The organism is Tetragenococcus halophilus subsp. halophilus DSM 20339, from assembly GCF_003841405.1.
In the GTDB taxonomy this organism is placed as follows: Bacteria; Bacillota; Bacilli; order Lactobacillales; family Enterococcaceae; genus Tetragenococcus; species Tetragenococcus halophilus.
In genome coordinates this window covers 1,105,612-1,119,535 of sequence record NZ_PXYA01000001.1, presented here as the reverse complement: position 1 = coordinate 1,119,535, position 13,924 = coordinate 1,105,612, and the positions used below count along the sequence as shown (strand labels likewise).

General features: G+C 37.1%; 13 protein-coding genes and 1 pseudogene. 12 read left to right on the top strand and 2 right to left on the bottom strand.

The window, feature by feature from the left end; all coding sequences use genetic code 11:
- Positions 1–27: 27 nt before the first annotated feature.
- The 10 genes and pseudogenes from deoC (at position 28) to C7K42_RS05340 (ending at position 10,524) form a co-directional block, all read left to right on the top strand.
- Complete coding sequence (deoC, locus tag C7K42_RS05395) at positions 28–687, top strand: deoxyribose-phosphate aldolase (protein ID WP_014123939.1); 660 nt, start codon at positions 28–30, stop codon at positions 685–687.
- A gap of 15 nt (positions 688–702) precedes the next feature.
- On the top strand, positions 703–1,890 hold the full coding sequence (locus tag C7K42_RS05390) for a phosphopentomutase (RefSeq protein ID WP_103099701.1): 1,188 nt from the start codon (positions 703–705) through the stop codon (positions 1,888–1,890).
- Positions 1,891–1,905: 15 nt separating this feature from the next.
- Positions 1,906–2,859 (top strand): sugar-binding transcriptional regulator, encoded by a 954-nt coding sequence (locus tag C7K42_RS05385; protein WP_103099700.1) that lies wholly within the window; start codon positions 1,906–1,908, stop codon positions 2,857–2,859.
- Between the two features lie 131 nt (positions 2,860–2,990).
- On the top strand, positions 2,991–3,719 hold the full coding sequence (locus C7K42_RS05380) for a GDSL-type esterase/lipase family protein (RefSeq protein ID WP_103099699.1): 729 nt from the start codon (positions 2,991–2,993) through the stop codon (positions 3,717–3,719).
- A 906-nt stretch (positions 3,720–4,625) separates the two neighbouring features.
- Positions 4,626–5,404 (top strand): annotated as a pseudogene (gene ltrA, locus C7K42_RS13070) (group II intron reverse transcriptase/maturase); the annotation flags it as partial.
- Between the two features lie 69 nt (positions 5,405–5,473).
- Positions 5,474–5,878: a group II intron maturase-specific domain-containing protein gene (locus C7K42_RS13065; RefSeq protein WP_249038024.1), complete on the top strand. Its 405-nt coding sequence runs from the start codon at positions 5,474–5,476 to the stop codon at positions 5,876–5,878.
- 631 nt (positions 5,879–6,509) lie between these two features.
- Positions 6,510–7,370: a group II intron reverse transcriptase/maturase gene (gene ltrA, locus C7K42_RS05355; protein WP_124175399.1), complete on the top strand. Its 861-nt coding sequence runs from the start codon at positions 6,510–6,512 to the stop codon at positions 7,368–7,370.
- 53 nt (positions 7,371–7,423) lie between these two features.
- Positions 7,424–7,780: a group II intron maturase-specific domain-containing protein gene (locus tag C7K42_RS05350; protein WP_014123482.1), complete on the top strand. Its 357-nt coding sequence runs from the start codon at positions 7,424–7,426 to the stop codon at positions 7,778–7,780.
- Positions 7,781–8,078: 298 nt separating this feature from the next.
- Complete coding sequence (locus C7K42_RS05345) at positions 8,079–9,116, top strand: PTS sugar transporter subunit IIC (RefSeq protein WP_103099879.1); 1,038 nt, start codon at positions 8,079–8,081, stop codon at positions 9,114–9,116.
- 280 nt (positions 9,117–9,396) lie between these two features.
- Complete coding sequence (locus C7K42_RS05340; protein WP_103099880.1) at positions 9,397–10,524, top strand: MFS transporter; 1,128 nt, start codon at positions 9,397–9,399, stop codon at positions 10,522–10,524.
- 166 nt (positions 10,525–10,690) lie between these two features.
- Here the strand turns inward: C7K42_RS05340 and C7K42_RS05335 are convergent, their stop codons facing one another.
- Positions 10,691–10,918, bottom strand: coding sequence for a hypothetical protein (locus C7K42_RS05335; RefSeq protein WP_014125471.1), 228 nt, complete (start codon positions 10,916–10,918; stop codon positions 10,691–10,693).
- Between the two features lie 225 nt (positions 10,919–11,143).
- On the opposite strand from C7K42_RS05335, the gene C7K42_RS05330 reads away from it, so the two are divergent.
- Positions 11,144–11,650, top strand: coding sequence for a cupin domain-containing protein (locus C7K42_RS05330; RefSeq protein ID WP_014125470.1), 507 nt, complete (start codon positions 11,144–11,146; stop codon positions 11,648–11,650).
- Positions 11,651–12,101: 451 nt separating this feature from the next.
- Positions 12,102–12,971 (top strand): UTP--glucose-1-phosphate uridylyltransferase GalU, encoded by an 870-nt coding sequence (gene galU / locus C7K42_RS05325; RefSeq protein WP_014125469.1) that lies wholly within the window; start codon positions 12,102–12,104, stop codon positions 12,969–12,971.
- A gap of 54 nt (positions 12,972–13,025) precedes the next feature.
- Here galU and C7K42_RS05320 read toward each other — a convergent pair whose 3' ends face one another.
- Complete coding sequence (locus C7K42_RS05320; RefSeq protein WP_014125468.1) at positions 13,026–13,823, bottom strand: hypothetical protein; 798 nt, start codon at positions 13,821–13,823, stop codon at positions 13,026–13,028.
- Positions 13,824–13,924 lie beyond the last annotated feature (101 nt).

Below are 13,924 nucleotides of genomic sequence, written 5' to 3'. Positions count from 1 at the left end.
AATTGTAAATGAAAGGGGATACAGAAAATGACATTAAAAAAAGAAGAATTGGCTGCTTATTTGGATCATACAAATTTGCAAGCAAATGCAACTAAAGAACAGATTCAACAAACTTGTGAAGAGGCAAAAGAATTTAATACGGCAGCTGTTTGTGTGAACTCTTACTGGGCTTCTTTTGTAAAAGAAAGATTGGCTGATACTAATATTGAAACTTGTGTAGTTGTTGGTTTTCCCTTGGGAGCAATGACTACAGAAGCCAAGGTTGCAGAAGCAGCGTCTGCTATTAAAAAAGGTGCTGATGAAATCGATATGGTGATTAATATCGGCCAACTTCTTAGTGAAAATGATGAAGCTGTTGAAGGAGATATTGTCGCCGTTGCAAATATCGTACACGAATATGGAAAAATATTAAAAGTTATTATTGAAACTTCTTTCCTTGATACAGATCATATTGTCAAAGCTTGTCAATTAGCAGAAAGTGCTAAAGCAGATTTTGTTAAGACTTCGACAGGATTTAGTTCAGCTGGGGCGAAAACAGAAGATGTTCGTCTAATGCGCGAAACAGTTGGCGATCGTTTAGGCGTGAAGGCTTCTGGCGGCATTCATAGTTATGACGAGGCTGTTGCAATGATAGAAGCGGGCGCGAGCCGCTTAGGCGTCAGTGCGACGAAGAAAATTTTAGCTTGAGGAGGAAGACTATAAATGAGTTATAAACGTATTTTTACGATTGTATTAGACTCAGTAGGAACAGGTGCTGCACCAGATGCAGACAAATTTGGAGATGAAGGCTCGGATACTTTAGGGCATATTGGAGAAGCTTATAAAGGAAAACTTGCACTACCTAATTTACAAAAGATGGGGCTTTCCAATTTGCGTGGGCAAGCCATTGAAGGAGTTCCTGCAGTGGACAGTCCGCTGGGTTATTATGGCAAAATGACAGAGATATCAGCTGGTAAAGATAGTATGGATGGTCATTGGGAAATGATGGGACTTCCTGTTACCCAACCATTAGATTTTTTTCCAGAGGGATTTCCTGATGAATTATTAGCTAAAATTGCGGATTTTTCCGGACGTAAAATCGTAGGAAATCGACCCGCTTCAGGGACGAAAATTATTGAAAAATTGGGCGAACATCAATTAGAAACAGGAGATCTGATTATTTATACTTCTGGAGATTCTGTTTTGCAAATTGCAGCGCATGAAGAAGTGATTCCACTAGAAGAATTATATCGAATTTGTGAGTACGCTCGTAGTTTGGTTAATGGTCCTAAGTATACGTTAGGACGTGTGATTGCTCGTCCTTATGTGGGCGCAAATAAAGATAATTTTACACGGACCTCTCATCGCCATGATTATTCATTAGAGCCAACAGGTCAAACGGATTTGGATTATCTACAAAAAAATGATATAAAAACAATTGGTATAGGAAAAATCAGCGATATTTTTTCTGGAAATGGTTTAGATGAAGTTTACCATAATGAAGATAATATGGATGGTATGAACCATGTCGATCATGTGATGGCACAAGATTTTAATGGCTTTTGCTTTGTTAACTTGGTAGATTTTGATTCAATGTATGGTCATCGTCGTAATCCTATTGGTTTTGGACAAGCTTTGATGGACTTTGATCAACGTTTGGCGACTGTATTAGAAGCATTAAAAGAAGACGACTTATTACTTATTACTGCCGATCACGGCAATGATCCTGGATTTAAGGGAACAGATCATACTAGAGAACAAGTCCCCCTTCTAGCATATTCTCCAAGTATGGGAAAAAATGGAAGCTTGGGTGTGCGAGATACCTTCTCAGATCTTGGTGCCACAGTATTAGACAACTTTAATGTAGAAGGAACAGCTAAAGGAAAGAGTTTTTTGTCAGAATTGGTTTAGAAGATGGTGGAAAAAATGGCAAAAAAGGATAAAAGAGCCAAACTAAAACAAGCGATGACAATTGCTAAGCTTTACTATGAAGAAAATCTTGGTCAAACTGCGATTGCAGAGAAGTTGCAGGTGTCCCGACCAACAATTTCGCGGTCTTTACAAATTGCTAAAGAAGAAGGTTTGGTTAAAATTAAGGTAGAAAATCCTTTTGTCGATTTTCAAACTTTGGCAGAAGCTTTAAGCGAAAAATATAAAGCAGATATTCAAATTGTCCCTGACCAATACCAATCACAAAAAACAATGCTTAATCGACTAGGCGCCTATACTGCGCTGTATTTAACAAAGATTGTACAGCCGACAGATATTATTGGTATTGGTTGGGGTAAAACGATTCATGCGGTGACGTCCCATTTAGAAAAGCAGGAGATTACAGGGGTTCAAACTGTCCAGTTAAAAGGAGGCTTTAGTTTTGATTATGAAAAAACTTATGCCTATGAAAGTATTAATGAATTAGCTAACGCCTTTAATGCTCAAGCACAACACCTACCTCTACCGACTTTTTTTGATGAACGAACCACTAAAGAATTTGTTGAACAAGACCGTTTTATTCGATCAATTCTGAATCTTGGAAAAAAAGCTAATATTGCGTTGTTTACAGTCGGCTCTGTGCGTAAGGACGCTTTACTTTTTAATTTGGGCTACTTAGATGAAAGGCAAAAGAAAAAGCTGCGAGATGAGGCTGTAGGCGATATTGTCTCACGTTTTATTGATGAACAAGGACAGATAGTTAACCACGAGTTAGATCATCGCACAGTTGGCATTGAGCTAACAGAATTGAAAAAGAAAGAGCATTCAATTCTGGTTGCTGGTGGCGCTAAAAAAGCTGCGGCAGTACATGCCGTATTAAAAGCAGGTTATGCTAACTATGGGATTTTTGACTCAGTTTTGGCGCAAAATTTGATAGATTATGAGCTATAAAATAGAGAGTTAGAGAAGTTAATTAATACTAAGCTAAGGCAAGCAATTTTTTGTTTACCTTAGCTTTTTTAGCTGATTTGTTTAAAAAGTAAGTAAATTTGTGTATCCTTATATAAAAAGGGAGCAACTCTATGGAAAATTTATTCAGGAAAAAAAGAATCAATATCGTTCTATTTATTTTACTCCTAGTTGTCATAATTTTTGCTGTAATATTTTATTTTAATGTTAGGTCAAATCCTGATAATGAGAATGAAGACGTAGATGCTAGTGATACACGAATTGCTGCTGTTGGCGATAGTATTACCTACGATATGTATATCGCAGCGACCGAAGGCGATTTCTATCCTGAACAATTAGAAAACTTACTAGGAGAAGGGTATGCAGTGCGTAATTTTGGCGTGTCCAATTACGCTGCCCAATCCTCTAGCGACTTTCCTTATGAAACGACAGAAGAATATGAGGAAAGCTTAGATTTTGATCCTGAGATTGTTATTATCATGTTGGGAACCAATGATACAAAGGCAACTAATTGGAATGGTGCAGATCAATTTAAAGAGGAATATGAAGCACTTCTTAAAAACTATCAGGATCTAGCAAGTGTTTCCAGAATTATTTTAGCCTCACCACCGCCAGCTTTTATTGAAAATGACGTTATCAGTGGTTCTATTGATCCAGGTGTTGTTATTAACGTAAGAGATGTAGTAGAAGAAACAGCCGATGAGTTCGGGCTAGAATTTGTCGATATCTATGAAGAAATGATGGATCATTCAGAATACTTTCCTGATGGAATTCATCCAGACGAAGAGGGTTCAGAAGCGCTAGCAGAGATTTTTTATCAGCAAATCACCAAAGAAGAATAAACATTGTATTGCAAAAAAACACCAATAATTATTTGTTAAACAATGTCTAAATTGCACGTTGCTTTCTTGATAATATCTAGTTAAACCTATTCTCTCAGTAATACTGCTGTTTTATATTTTTAATTAAAAAAACATGCTATCTTTTTAAGTTTGTAAGTGATATCATTAATAAATAAAGAGCGTTGGGACGCACAAAAACACATTGTGTATAATTCTCCAAGATTCTTTCTCAACGCTCTTTTTTAAATCGAAAGAGAAATAGCATAAATTTAAAGGTTTTAGAAAATAATTATCACAATTTATTCATATTTCTTCGTTACATTATAAATGTACCAACGAAACAACCCTAATAAACACTTTTTCATTTTTAACTCCTTTCCCGTCAGTAGTCTACTGACGGGATTTTTTTGGTGCGCTCGGCATGGGCGATAACTTGGTGGTGAAAGTCCACTACAGGCTTGGCAGTAGGAACTGTTAGCCAAAAGCAAGGGTGTCCACTGCGAAGTGGAATCTGAAGGAAGCTGGAGGCAAACACTCGCGCTGACGAACAGAAACCTCATAGGAAGGCTGGATTGGGACGGATGAGCTTGCCAAACAAAGCAAAGTCCAATACTGCCCGAACCCCATACAGTAAATGAGGCAGCGGCATGAGTGGAAGGTTATCACTCCTTACCCGAGGATATCTATCTAGCGACAGCTGTCGTAGTAATAACGAATAGATAGAAGTCAGCTGAGGTCATAGTAGGGAAAATGTACCGAAGGACCGAACAATATTCATACAAAGTATAGATTGGAGGTTAGAGGAAGCAAAGAAGACAGAAAACAACCATAAGGTTGGCAATCTACAGAGGGATAAGGTGGAACCTGAAAGCGTATGTAGATGTGTCGAGTTATCCTCTAGGAGAAATGAAAGAAATGTATCGTAAGTCTTCATCTTTGATGAAGTCCGTTGTAAGAAAAGAAAATCTTAAGACAGCCGCAACAAGGGTCCGACGTAATAAAGGAGCCGCTGGTGTCGATGGTATGGCTGTGGATGAAGTAGAAGACCACATTGAGAAGTTGTATGCGCCACTAAGGCAGAAATTGCTTCAAGGGACCTACCAGCCACAACCGGTCAAACAAGTCGAAATACCGAAACCCAATGGTGAAAAACGCCAATTGGGAATCCCATGTGCGCGTGATCGCGTAGTTCAACAAGCGATTCGACAAGTCATTGAGCCCATCATTGACCCATACTTTCTTCCACAAAGCCACGGATTTCGCCCGAATAAGGGAACACACACTGCTTTGAAGCAATGTGTCGCCTATTATGAGGAAGGCTATAAAGTGGTGGTCGATTGTGACTTGAAACAATGCTTTGACACACTAAATCATGACAAGCTCATGTATCACTTAGAGCAGTTTATTCAAGATAAGGCAATTCTCAAGGTTATTCGTAAGTTCTTGACGAGTGGTGTGATTAACCTGTCTAGCGAATACGTAGAAAGAAAGTCGGGTGCACCTCAAGGGCGGTCTTATCGCCTCTTCTCTGTAATATTTACTTACATGAACTGGATAAAGAACTTGAGAAAAGAGGACACCAATTTGTTCGTTATGCCGATGACTTCGTCATCTATGTCAAGTCAAAACGTGCGGGCGAACGAGTGTTAAAAAGTGTGACCCGTTTCATTGAAAAAGATCTTAAACTCATTGTTAATCAAGACAAGAGTCAAGTGGGGGCACCAACGCGTTTAAAATTCTTGAGCTGTCTGATAATGAAAGTCAATGGCACCTGTCGTTTTATCCCTACCAAAGAAGCCAAGAAGAAATTCAAAGCCGAATTGAAACGTCGAACAAGCCGTAAGCGTGCGGGTGATTTTCGAACGATCATAGAGGAAATCAATCAAGTCACGCGTGGCTGGATAGGCTATTTCGGATTGGGATTTATTCGAGGTTTTATTCAAAAGGAAATTGAACCATGGTTACATCACCGCATCAGGCAGCTGATCCTCAAACGTTGGAAAGTTCCCAAAACGAAAATAACGAAGTTATTGTCTTATGGTTTAGATTTAAACGGCGCCAAGAAAATCGGATCCTCTAGAAAGAAATATTGGCGACTGTCCAAAACGTCTGAAGTTCATCGGACACTTACAAACGAAAGACTCCACCGATGGGCTTAGTTTCACTAAGCGCCTTGGTAGAGTCTGCTTACGCAAGATATTGAACCGCCGTATACGGAACCGTACGTACGGTGGTGTGAGAGGTCGACTAGCCAATTAATGGCTAGTCACCTACTCGATTGCGCTCGGCATGGGCGATAACTTGGTGGTGAAAGTCCACTACAGGCTTGGCAGTAGGAACTGTTAGCTAAAAGCAAGGGTGTCCGTCGTGAGGCGGAATCTGAAGGAAGCTGGAGGCAAACACTCGCACTGACGAACAGGAATCTCATAAGAAGGCTGAATTGGGACGGACGAGCTTGCAAAACAAAGCAAAGTCCAATACTGCCCGAATCCCATACAGTAAATGAGGCGGTGACGTGAGTGGAAAGTTATCGCACCTTACCCGAGGAGGTCTGCCTAGCGATAGAAATCGTAGTAACAACGAATAGGCAGAAGTCAGCCAAGGTCATAGTAGTATCCTATGGATATGAAGGACTGAACAATAATAACTTTGAAGTAAACAAGGAGGTGGACGTGCTCACCAGGACCGCAGCCAATACCGTGGTAAAGACCGGTAGGTAGCTCACTCGTGGAAGGATAAGCTGGAAGCAAAAGAAGAAATGAGGAGCGCGTAAGGGAGCACGACAATAAGATGATGAACCAAAGTGGCTTTCCATTAATGAACGAACTCGTCAGCTCAATGAATATAGATCGAGCGATCGAGAAAGTCAAAAAGAACAAAGGAGCACCGGGAATCGATGATATGACGGTATCTGAAATCAAATCTCATTTGAACAAGTATCGTCGTCCCTTTGTACAAAAGCTGAGAGAAGGGACCTATCGCCCACAACCAACAAAACGTGTGGAAATTCCTAAAGGAAACGGCAAGAAACGAAAATTGAGCATCCCCGTCGTACGGGACCGCGTAGTACAACAAATGATTTTACAAGTCATCACGCCCTTGATCGACCCGACCTTTTCGGAAAACAGCTATGGGTTTAGACCTGGAAAAAGCTGTCAACAAGCAATAGCGAAGGCAGGCCAATATTATGAAGAAGGCTATGACGTGGTTGTCGACTGTGATTTAAAGAGCTATTTCGACACGATTAACCATCAGAAACTTATGCATCGTATGCGATGGTACATCGAAGAAAAGGCCGTTCTCCAACTTATTTGGAATTTCTTAAACGCAGGAGTAATGGAGGGCGAAATTCTTCGTCCAACTTCAAAAGGAGCCTCCCAAGGGAGCCCGCTTTCTCCTCTTTTAGCCAATGTTTATCTGGACCAATTGGATAAGGAACTCGAAAGAAGAAACCATCGGTTTATTCGATACGCGGACGATTTTATTATCTTTGTCCAAAGCGAGCGGGCCGCTCAGAGAGTCCAAGAAAGTATTACCCAATTCCTGGAAAAGAAATTACGATTGACGGTGAATCAAGAAAAGAGCCAAATCATTAAGGCGCATCAATTAGAATACCTGAGCTATCGTATGAGAAAAGATAAGGGAAAGTAAAGAGCCGACCCACAGCGTCGGCCAAACAAAAGTTCAAAAGAACGCTGAAAAGATTGACGAACCGAAAAAGGGTGGGCACGCTAGATGAGATGATCAAAACCATCAATCAGTACACCCAAGGTTGGATTCAATACTATAAAGACGGAGAACTAAAAACTTTCCTAGCTAAACAGATGGAATACTTACGACATAGGTTGCGAGCCTTGATTTGGAAAAGATGGAAGAAAGTCGATACGAAATACCGCCAACTGAAGGCAAGAGGGGCCTCTCATAAAGAGGCCATGACGTATGCGAATAGCCGGAAACAGTATTGGCGAATTTCAAAATCAAAACTTCTAAATAGAATCTTCAGCAAAGAAAAGTTCAAACAATGGAAACTCAAGGATTTCATTGAAATCCTTGAGAAATAAAAGCTTAAATTATTGAACCGCCGTATACGGAACCGTACGTACGGTGGTGTGAGAGGTCGACTAATCAATTAATGGTTAGTCTCCTACTCGATGGCTTTTTTAGGAAAATGCTGATTAATTAAAAAAATTATCAGTATATTCGTTATTTTCAGACAACTCTATTGCAATTTGGATTTGCTTTCGTTATAATAATCGATAAATAAAAATTCTGAAAATTTTCAATTTAACTATAGAAAATAGCAGAAGGCTTATTATAAAGTTTTAGGAAATTTATAGGAGTTGAAGGGAAGCGAAAATTATGGAAGAAGCACTAACACCGAAAAGGTTTTTGAATAAAATATTAGCAGGAACAGCAACAGGAATTATTGTTGGGTTAATCCCCAATGCGGTTTTATCTGTCATATTAGGAGCCTTTGGAGATAATTCATTTGCAGTTACTTGGACTCAGACGACGGAACTTTTTCAAATTGCAACCCCTGCAGTTATCGGTTTTTTGATTGGACTACAATTTAATTTAAATCCGATGCGAATGTCAGTTGTCGGTGTTGCGGCTTTAATTGGCTCTGGTTCAATCCAATTTAATGATGAAGCAGGAGCGTTTATAGGTGCTGGTACTGGTGATATTATCAATACGATGATCACAGCAGCAATTGCTGTAGGCTTAATTTTATTAATCGGTGATAAATTTGGTTCAGTTGAAATTATTGGAACTCCTATTGTTGTTGGTACTGGAGCAAGCTTAATCGGCCTTTATTTATATCCTTATATTACTGCTATCTCTGCAGCTATTGGTACAGCTATTAATACATTTACAACTTTACAGCCGGTTTTGATGAGTATTTTGATTTCTTGTTCATTTGCTCTATTGATTATTTCCCCAATCTCAACCATTGCTATTGGTTTAGCGATTCAATTGGATGGCGTTGCTGCCGGTGCCGCAGCAATGGGTGTCGGCGCGACGACTATTGTTTTAGTTGTTAATTCATGGAGAATTAATAAATCAGGTATTACCATCGCAATTGCTTTAGGCGCAATGAAAATGATGATGCCAAACTTGTTCCGTAAGCCTATTATCTTAGTACCATGCTTTTTCACAGCTATTGTAGCTGCTCTTCCTGTAGCATTTTTAGGTATTACAGGAACACCAGCTTCTGCTGGTTTTGGTTTGGTAGGTCTAGTAGGGCCATTTGCGGCGATTGATGGTGGTCAAGCACCTATTATGGCGCTTATTTGTTGGATTGTTGTCCCAGCTGTTGCTGCGATTGTTTCGCAATATGCCTGTGAAAAAGTGTTGAATTTATATAAACGGCAAGAAGTATTTGAATTTTTGGGATAACATTTTAAAAAAATATAATGAAAAAAGTTCTGCAAAGCTACTATAATAGCTTTGCAGTTTTTTTGCTGTGAATTCTGTAGCTCTTTTTATTTTAATTAAATTTTTTGAACGCATGTTATAATAAAAGAGACTAGAATAAGAACAAAATCGATGAAGTAATTTATATTCATTTTTTGAAAATTATTTGGAGTAAAAATATGTTGGAAAGGCAGTGGAAAAACTTGGAAACAAATATTGAACAGGAAAAGCCAAAAATACTTTTGGTATTATTTTCGCATTAATGATCGGTTATTCAATGGTATATATGGATAAGACAATGATTTCTACCGCAATTATTCCGATTGCAGCAGAATATAACTTAGCGGCGAATCAAACGGGTTTGATTATGTCATTATTTTTCTTAGGTTACTCATTAATGCAAATTCCAGGCGGTTGGTTAGCAGATAAAATCGGTGCAAAAAAGGTACTATTACTATCTTTAGGAATTATTGCATTCTTTTCATTTGCTTTTGGTGCAGTAAGTAGTTTTATGTTATTTCTGGTCATTCGATTTTTTGCTGGTGTAGGGCACGGAGGTTATCCGCCTAGTTGTTCAAAAGCTGTTGCAGAAAATTTTGCCCAAGAAGGACGTACTTTTGTACAATCTTTAATGTTATCCACCTCTGGTATTGGTGGTGTTTTAGCATTTACGATAGGGGCTAATTTAATTAGTATGAATTGGCGTTATGGTTATATAGTACTAGGGTTATTATTTGTATTATCAATTATTCTAGTAGCGCTTTTTGTCCCTAAAGATTTAGCTGTAAAAAAAGGTCCCGTGCAAAATTCGGCTTCGTTCAAAAAATTATTGAAAGATCGAAATGTATTGATCTTATTTTTTGCGATGCTTTTAATCAATATCGTCATGTATGGCAATATGTCATGGTTACCATCTTTTTTGGAACAAAAATTCAGTTTAGATATCACAACAATTGGTTATTTACTTTCTGCTAATGCCGTATTTCAAACCTTGGGAACGATTTTTGCTGGTTCGATTTTGACGAAAATATTTTTGGGTAAAGAAAAAGGATTTATTTTCTCTGTATCGTTGATATCTGCTGTATTGGTTTTGTTATTTGTATTTTCCAATTATTTGATTTTTTCAATGCTAGCGTTAATTTTACTTAGTATGGTCGTAGTTTCGGGTTTTACGGCGATTTTTACTTTACCACACAAAATTATGGATGAGCATTCCATAGGCTCTGCTATTGGGATTATTAATACTGGAGGCACCTTAGGCGGTTTTTTATCCCCTATGATTTTAGGTCAACTGATTGAAATAGGAAACGGGTCATTTATACTTGCTTTTGGCTTTCTATCAGTAGTAAGTATCGCCTGTGGTCTGACAATTTTAGTTGTAAAAAAATAAAGAAGCGTTATTATTGATGAAAGATGCAAAACAAGAAATTAATGAACTGATTGAAAAAGAAACCTTAACAAAACAGACTTCTTAGTTTATTAGAAAACATTTTATGTCCACGAAAAAAGTTACAGAAATTAACTTTACATCAATTCTGTAACTTTTTGAATTTAATTTAAACTTCTAGCCAGTCATATTCTAAGAGTTGATAAGAATCTTTATCAATAGGAAGCCATAGATCGGCCTCTGCAATTTTTAACATGATCTCCCAAAAGACTGTATCTTTACGCTCAGCCATATTAAGATTTAAATAAAGATAATGTCCGTTGCTATCTCTGGCGATAATAAATGGATAAAACACTTTCCTTATTTGTACGGAAATAACATTAGATTTTGTTAGCATTTTAAACGAACACGTCCTTTCTTTATTGCTATTACAATAGATACTGTAAAATAACAAAATTAAAATAGCTAGTTAGGTAATGATAACTTTATTTAGTTTATGGTAATTTAAAAACCTAGGAAAATTAATGAAAATAAACGTAAGGTAAATTAATATTTGCGCTATTTCCTTTTATTTTAACCCTAGATAAAGGGATGCTATAATTTAAATAGAGGAGGCATTTTCATGAAAAGACAAGATGAGGTAAAGGTTCAAGCGCTTTATTTTATGGATGATGGATCAATTCCTAACAATTCTCAGTTTCCTCTACTTATTTATAAAAATGTCATGGAAGCAGAGGAAGAAGCAATGCAAATACTTTATCAAAATCATTGGTCAAATGCTTGGCGCAATGGCGTATTTCCTTATCACCATTATCATAGCAACTCACATGAAGTTCTCGTAGTTGATAGTGGGAGTGCATTGTTACAAATGGGTGGTGAAAATGGCGAACAGTTAGAGGCCCAACAAGGAGATGTATTCATTTTACCGGCAGGTACAGGCCATAAATTGCTGGAAAAACAAGCTGATTTTTCGGTTATTGGGGCTTATCCCAATGGACAGGATTATGATATTTGCTATGGGAAAAAAGAAGAACGTCCAGAAAAATTGAATAATATTAATGAAGTTTTGATACCTGATAACGATCCAATTTATGGCAAACAAGGAATACTATTTTCTTATTGGCGTTGATTATGTTAAAAACTAATATTTTCTGCTACTGTTATTAATAATTTAATTTAATCAAAATAGTTTCGTCACATATTTTTCATAAAAATTAGTTACATTATAGTTGTACCAACGAAGCAACCCTATAAACACTTTTTCATTTTAACTCCTTTCCCACCAGTTACCCCCTGGTGGGTTCGTTTTTTTATAGTAATTGATATTGAAGCAAATCTGTAAACCAAATAAAGTTTTAATTTTTATTGAATTAAAATAAAATGATCATAATTTGTTCAAAAAATTTGTTTATATTAATAATTGTACCAACGAAACAACCCTATAAACACTTTTTCATTTTTAACTCCTTTCCCGTCAGTTACCCGCTGGCGGGTCTTTTTTTGCTGATTTTCTTCACGTATTTTTAACTAACGTTATGTTATAATAAATACAATTCAAAAGAAAAGGATGAGCGTGGAAAATGAAAGTTAGAAAAGCAGTTATTCCAGCGGCTGGTTTAGGCACGCGTTTTTTGCCGGCTACCAAGGCAGTTGCTAAAGAAATGTTGCCAATCGTAGATAAACCTACGATTCAATTTATTGTAGAAGAAGCGATGGCTTCAGGGATTGAAGATATTTTGGTTGTCACAGGTAAAGCCAAACGTCCAATTGAAGATCATTTTGATGCAAATATAGAACTCGAGCAAAACTTAAAACGAACAGGCAAAACCGAATTACTGAAGTTAGTAGAAGAAACAACAGATATCAACCTACATTTTGTACGTCAAAAACGTCCGTTAGGTTTAGGTCATGCTGTTTTACAGGCTAAAGCATTTGTAGGCGACGAACCTTTTGTGGTAATGCTAGGTGATGATATTACCAGCAATAAAGTTCCTTTGACCAAGCAGTTGATCAATGATTACGAAAAAACAAAGGCTTCGACATTAGCGGTGATGTCTGTTCCACATAAAGACACCTCAAAATATGGTGTGATTGAACCTAATGGCGAAGTAGACAAAGGTTTATATGACGTGAATTCATTTGTTGAAAAACCAGCCCCCGATAAAGCCCCCTCTAATTTGGCTATTATTGGACGTTACCTTCTAACACCAGAAATTTTTGATTTGTTAGAAAAGCAGGAACCTGATCAGGGTGGTGAGATTCAATTAACAGATGCTATTGATGAATTAAATAAAACACAACGTGTATTTGCGCAAGAATTTAAGGGAAAACGTTATGATGTAGGAACTAAAATTGGATTGTTAGAGGCAAATATCGAATACGGTTTGCAACATCCAGATACAAAAGAAGAGCTAAAAAGTTATTTAAAAAATATGTCAACTAAACTTTAAAAAAATGAGCTTTGTGATGATGATGGTCACAGAGCTCATTTTTGTTAATCGCTTTCATTTTTTTGGCAGAAAATTTTCATTAAAATATTTTTCAATAACCATAGCATCATGGATTTCTTGGTATTTTTGATAAAAGTCATTGGCAAAGCCTGGGATATGTTGATATTGTACATCTCTAGTAACTTTTCTGGTGATACGGGTGGAACTGATACCTAAATATTCCAGTAAATTCATTGTTACATTGATCGGTTGGTTTTCAATATCACGCTTGACAATTCCATGAATTAAAAATCCCCGCTTCATTCGATTTAAAATTGCGCGTTGTTGGCGATCGATTTCGATATTAAAGCAATTGGTCAATTGAATAATCGTGCGTGCATTGTTTGCTTTGAAAAATAATTCTTTAATTTTCCCAGGATTAATCCAGCTGTAGGTCGTAGGGCGAAAATCTAGACTAAAAGGAACTAAACTAAAGTCATGATTAGCAATTGGCATGGTATGAATGTTTTTATTTAAAAATACTTTCATCGTTTTTTTATAACTTTCCATTTCCATATGTAAGTGTTGTTTTAAAAATTTTTCAGCTAGTAAATTAGCTGAATTGTCAACTTCTCTTATGGTGTCTTTATAAATGATAAATGATTGCGTGTAGTGTTTGCCGTAAGGAAGAATAGCATAAATTTCTTCTTTAAAATTAGCCTGATTGCTAGTAGCGATTTCTTTGTGTAATAAATCTAAATCAACTGGAAAATAAGGTTGGCTAAGATGGAAGGCAGGTAGCTCGTTTAACTTTGGATTGAATTTTTTCTCTAGTTGTCTTTGATCATTTTGGGGAAGTAAAGCGTTCTTCATTATTTCTCTCCTTTCTTAAATTACATCTATTATATAATAAAAATGAAAAAATTAAAGAGGTGCTTAAAAAAATTCAGTAAAAAGTTTAATATAAAGCTTGT

Excerpts from the sequence above, each read along its gene's own strand:
- C7K42_RS05335 (WP_014125471.1), bottom strand. The coding sequence starts at position 10,918 with ATGCTAACAAAATCTAATGTTATTTCCGTACAAATAAGGAAAGTGTTT.
- deoC (WP_014123939.1), top strand. The coding sequence starts at position 28 with ATGACATTAAAAAAAGAAGAATTGGCTGCTTATTTGGATCATACAAAT.
- C7K42_RS13065 (WP_249038024.1), top strand. The coding sequence starts at position 5,474 with ATGAAAGTCAATGGCACCTGTCGTTTTATCCCTACCAAAGAAGCCAAG.
- galU (WP_014125469.1), top strand. The coding sequence starts at position 12,102 with ATGAAAGTTAGAAAAGCAGTTATTCCAGCGGCTGGTTTAGGCACGCGT.
- C7K42_RS05345 (WP_103099879.1), top strand. The coding sequence starts at position 8,079 with ATGGAAGAAGCACTAACACCGAAAAGGTTTTTGAATAAAATATTAGCA.
- ltrA (WP_124175399.1), top strand. The coding sequence starts at position 6,510 with ATGATGAACCAAAGTGGCTTTCCATTAATGAACGAACTCGTCAGCTCA.
- C7K42_RS05320 (WP_014125468.1), bottom strand. The coding sequence starts at position 13,823 with ATGAAGAACGCTTTACTTCCCCAAAATGATCAAAGACAACTAGAGAAA.
- C7K42_RS05380 (WP_103099699.1), top strand. The coding sequence starts at position 2,991 with ATGGAAAATTTATTCAGGAAAAAAAGAATCAATATCGTTCTATTTATT.
- C7K42_RS05385 (WP_103099700.1), top strand. The coding sequence starts at position 1,906 with ATGGCAAAAAAGGATAAAAGAGCCAAACTAAAACAAGCGATGACAATT.
- C7K42_RS05330 (WP_014125470.1), top strand. The coding sequence starts at position 11,144 with ATGAAAAGACAAGATGAGGTAAAGGTTCAAGCGCTTTATTTTATGGAT.
- C7K42_RS05340 (WP_103099880.1), top strand. The coding sequence starts at position 9,397 with ATGATCGGTTATTCAATGGTATATATGGATAAGACAATGATTTCTACC.
- C7K42_RS05390 (WP_103099701.1), top strand. The coding sequence starts at position 703 with ATGAGTTATAAACGTATTTTTACGATTGTATTAGACTCAGTAGGAACA.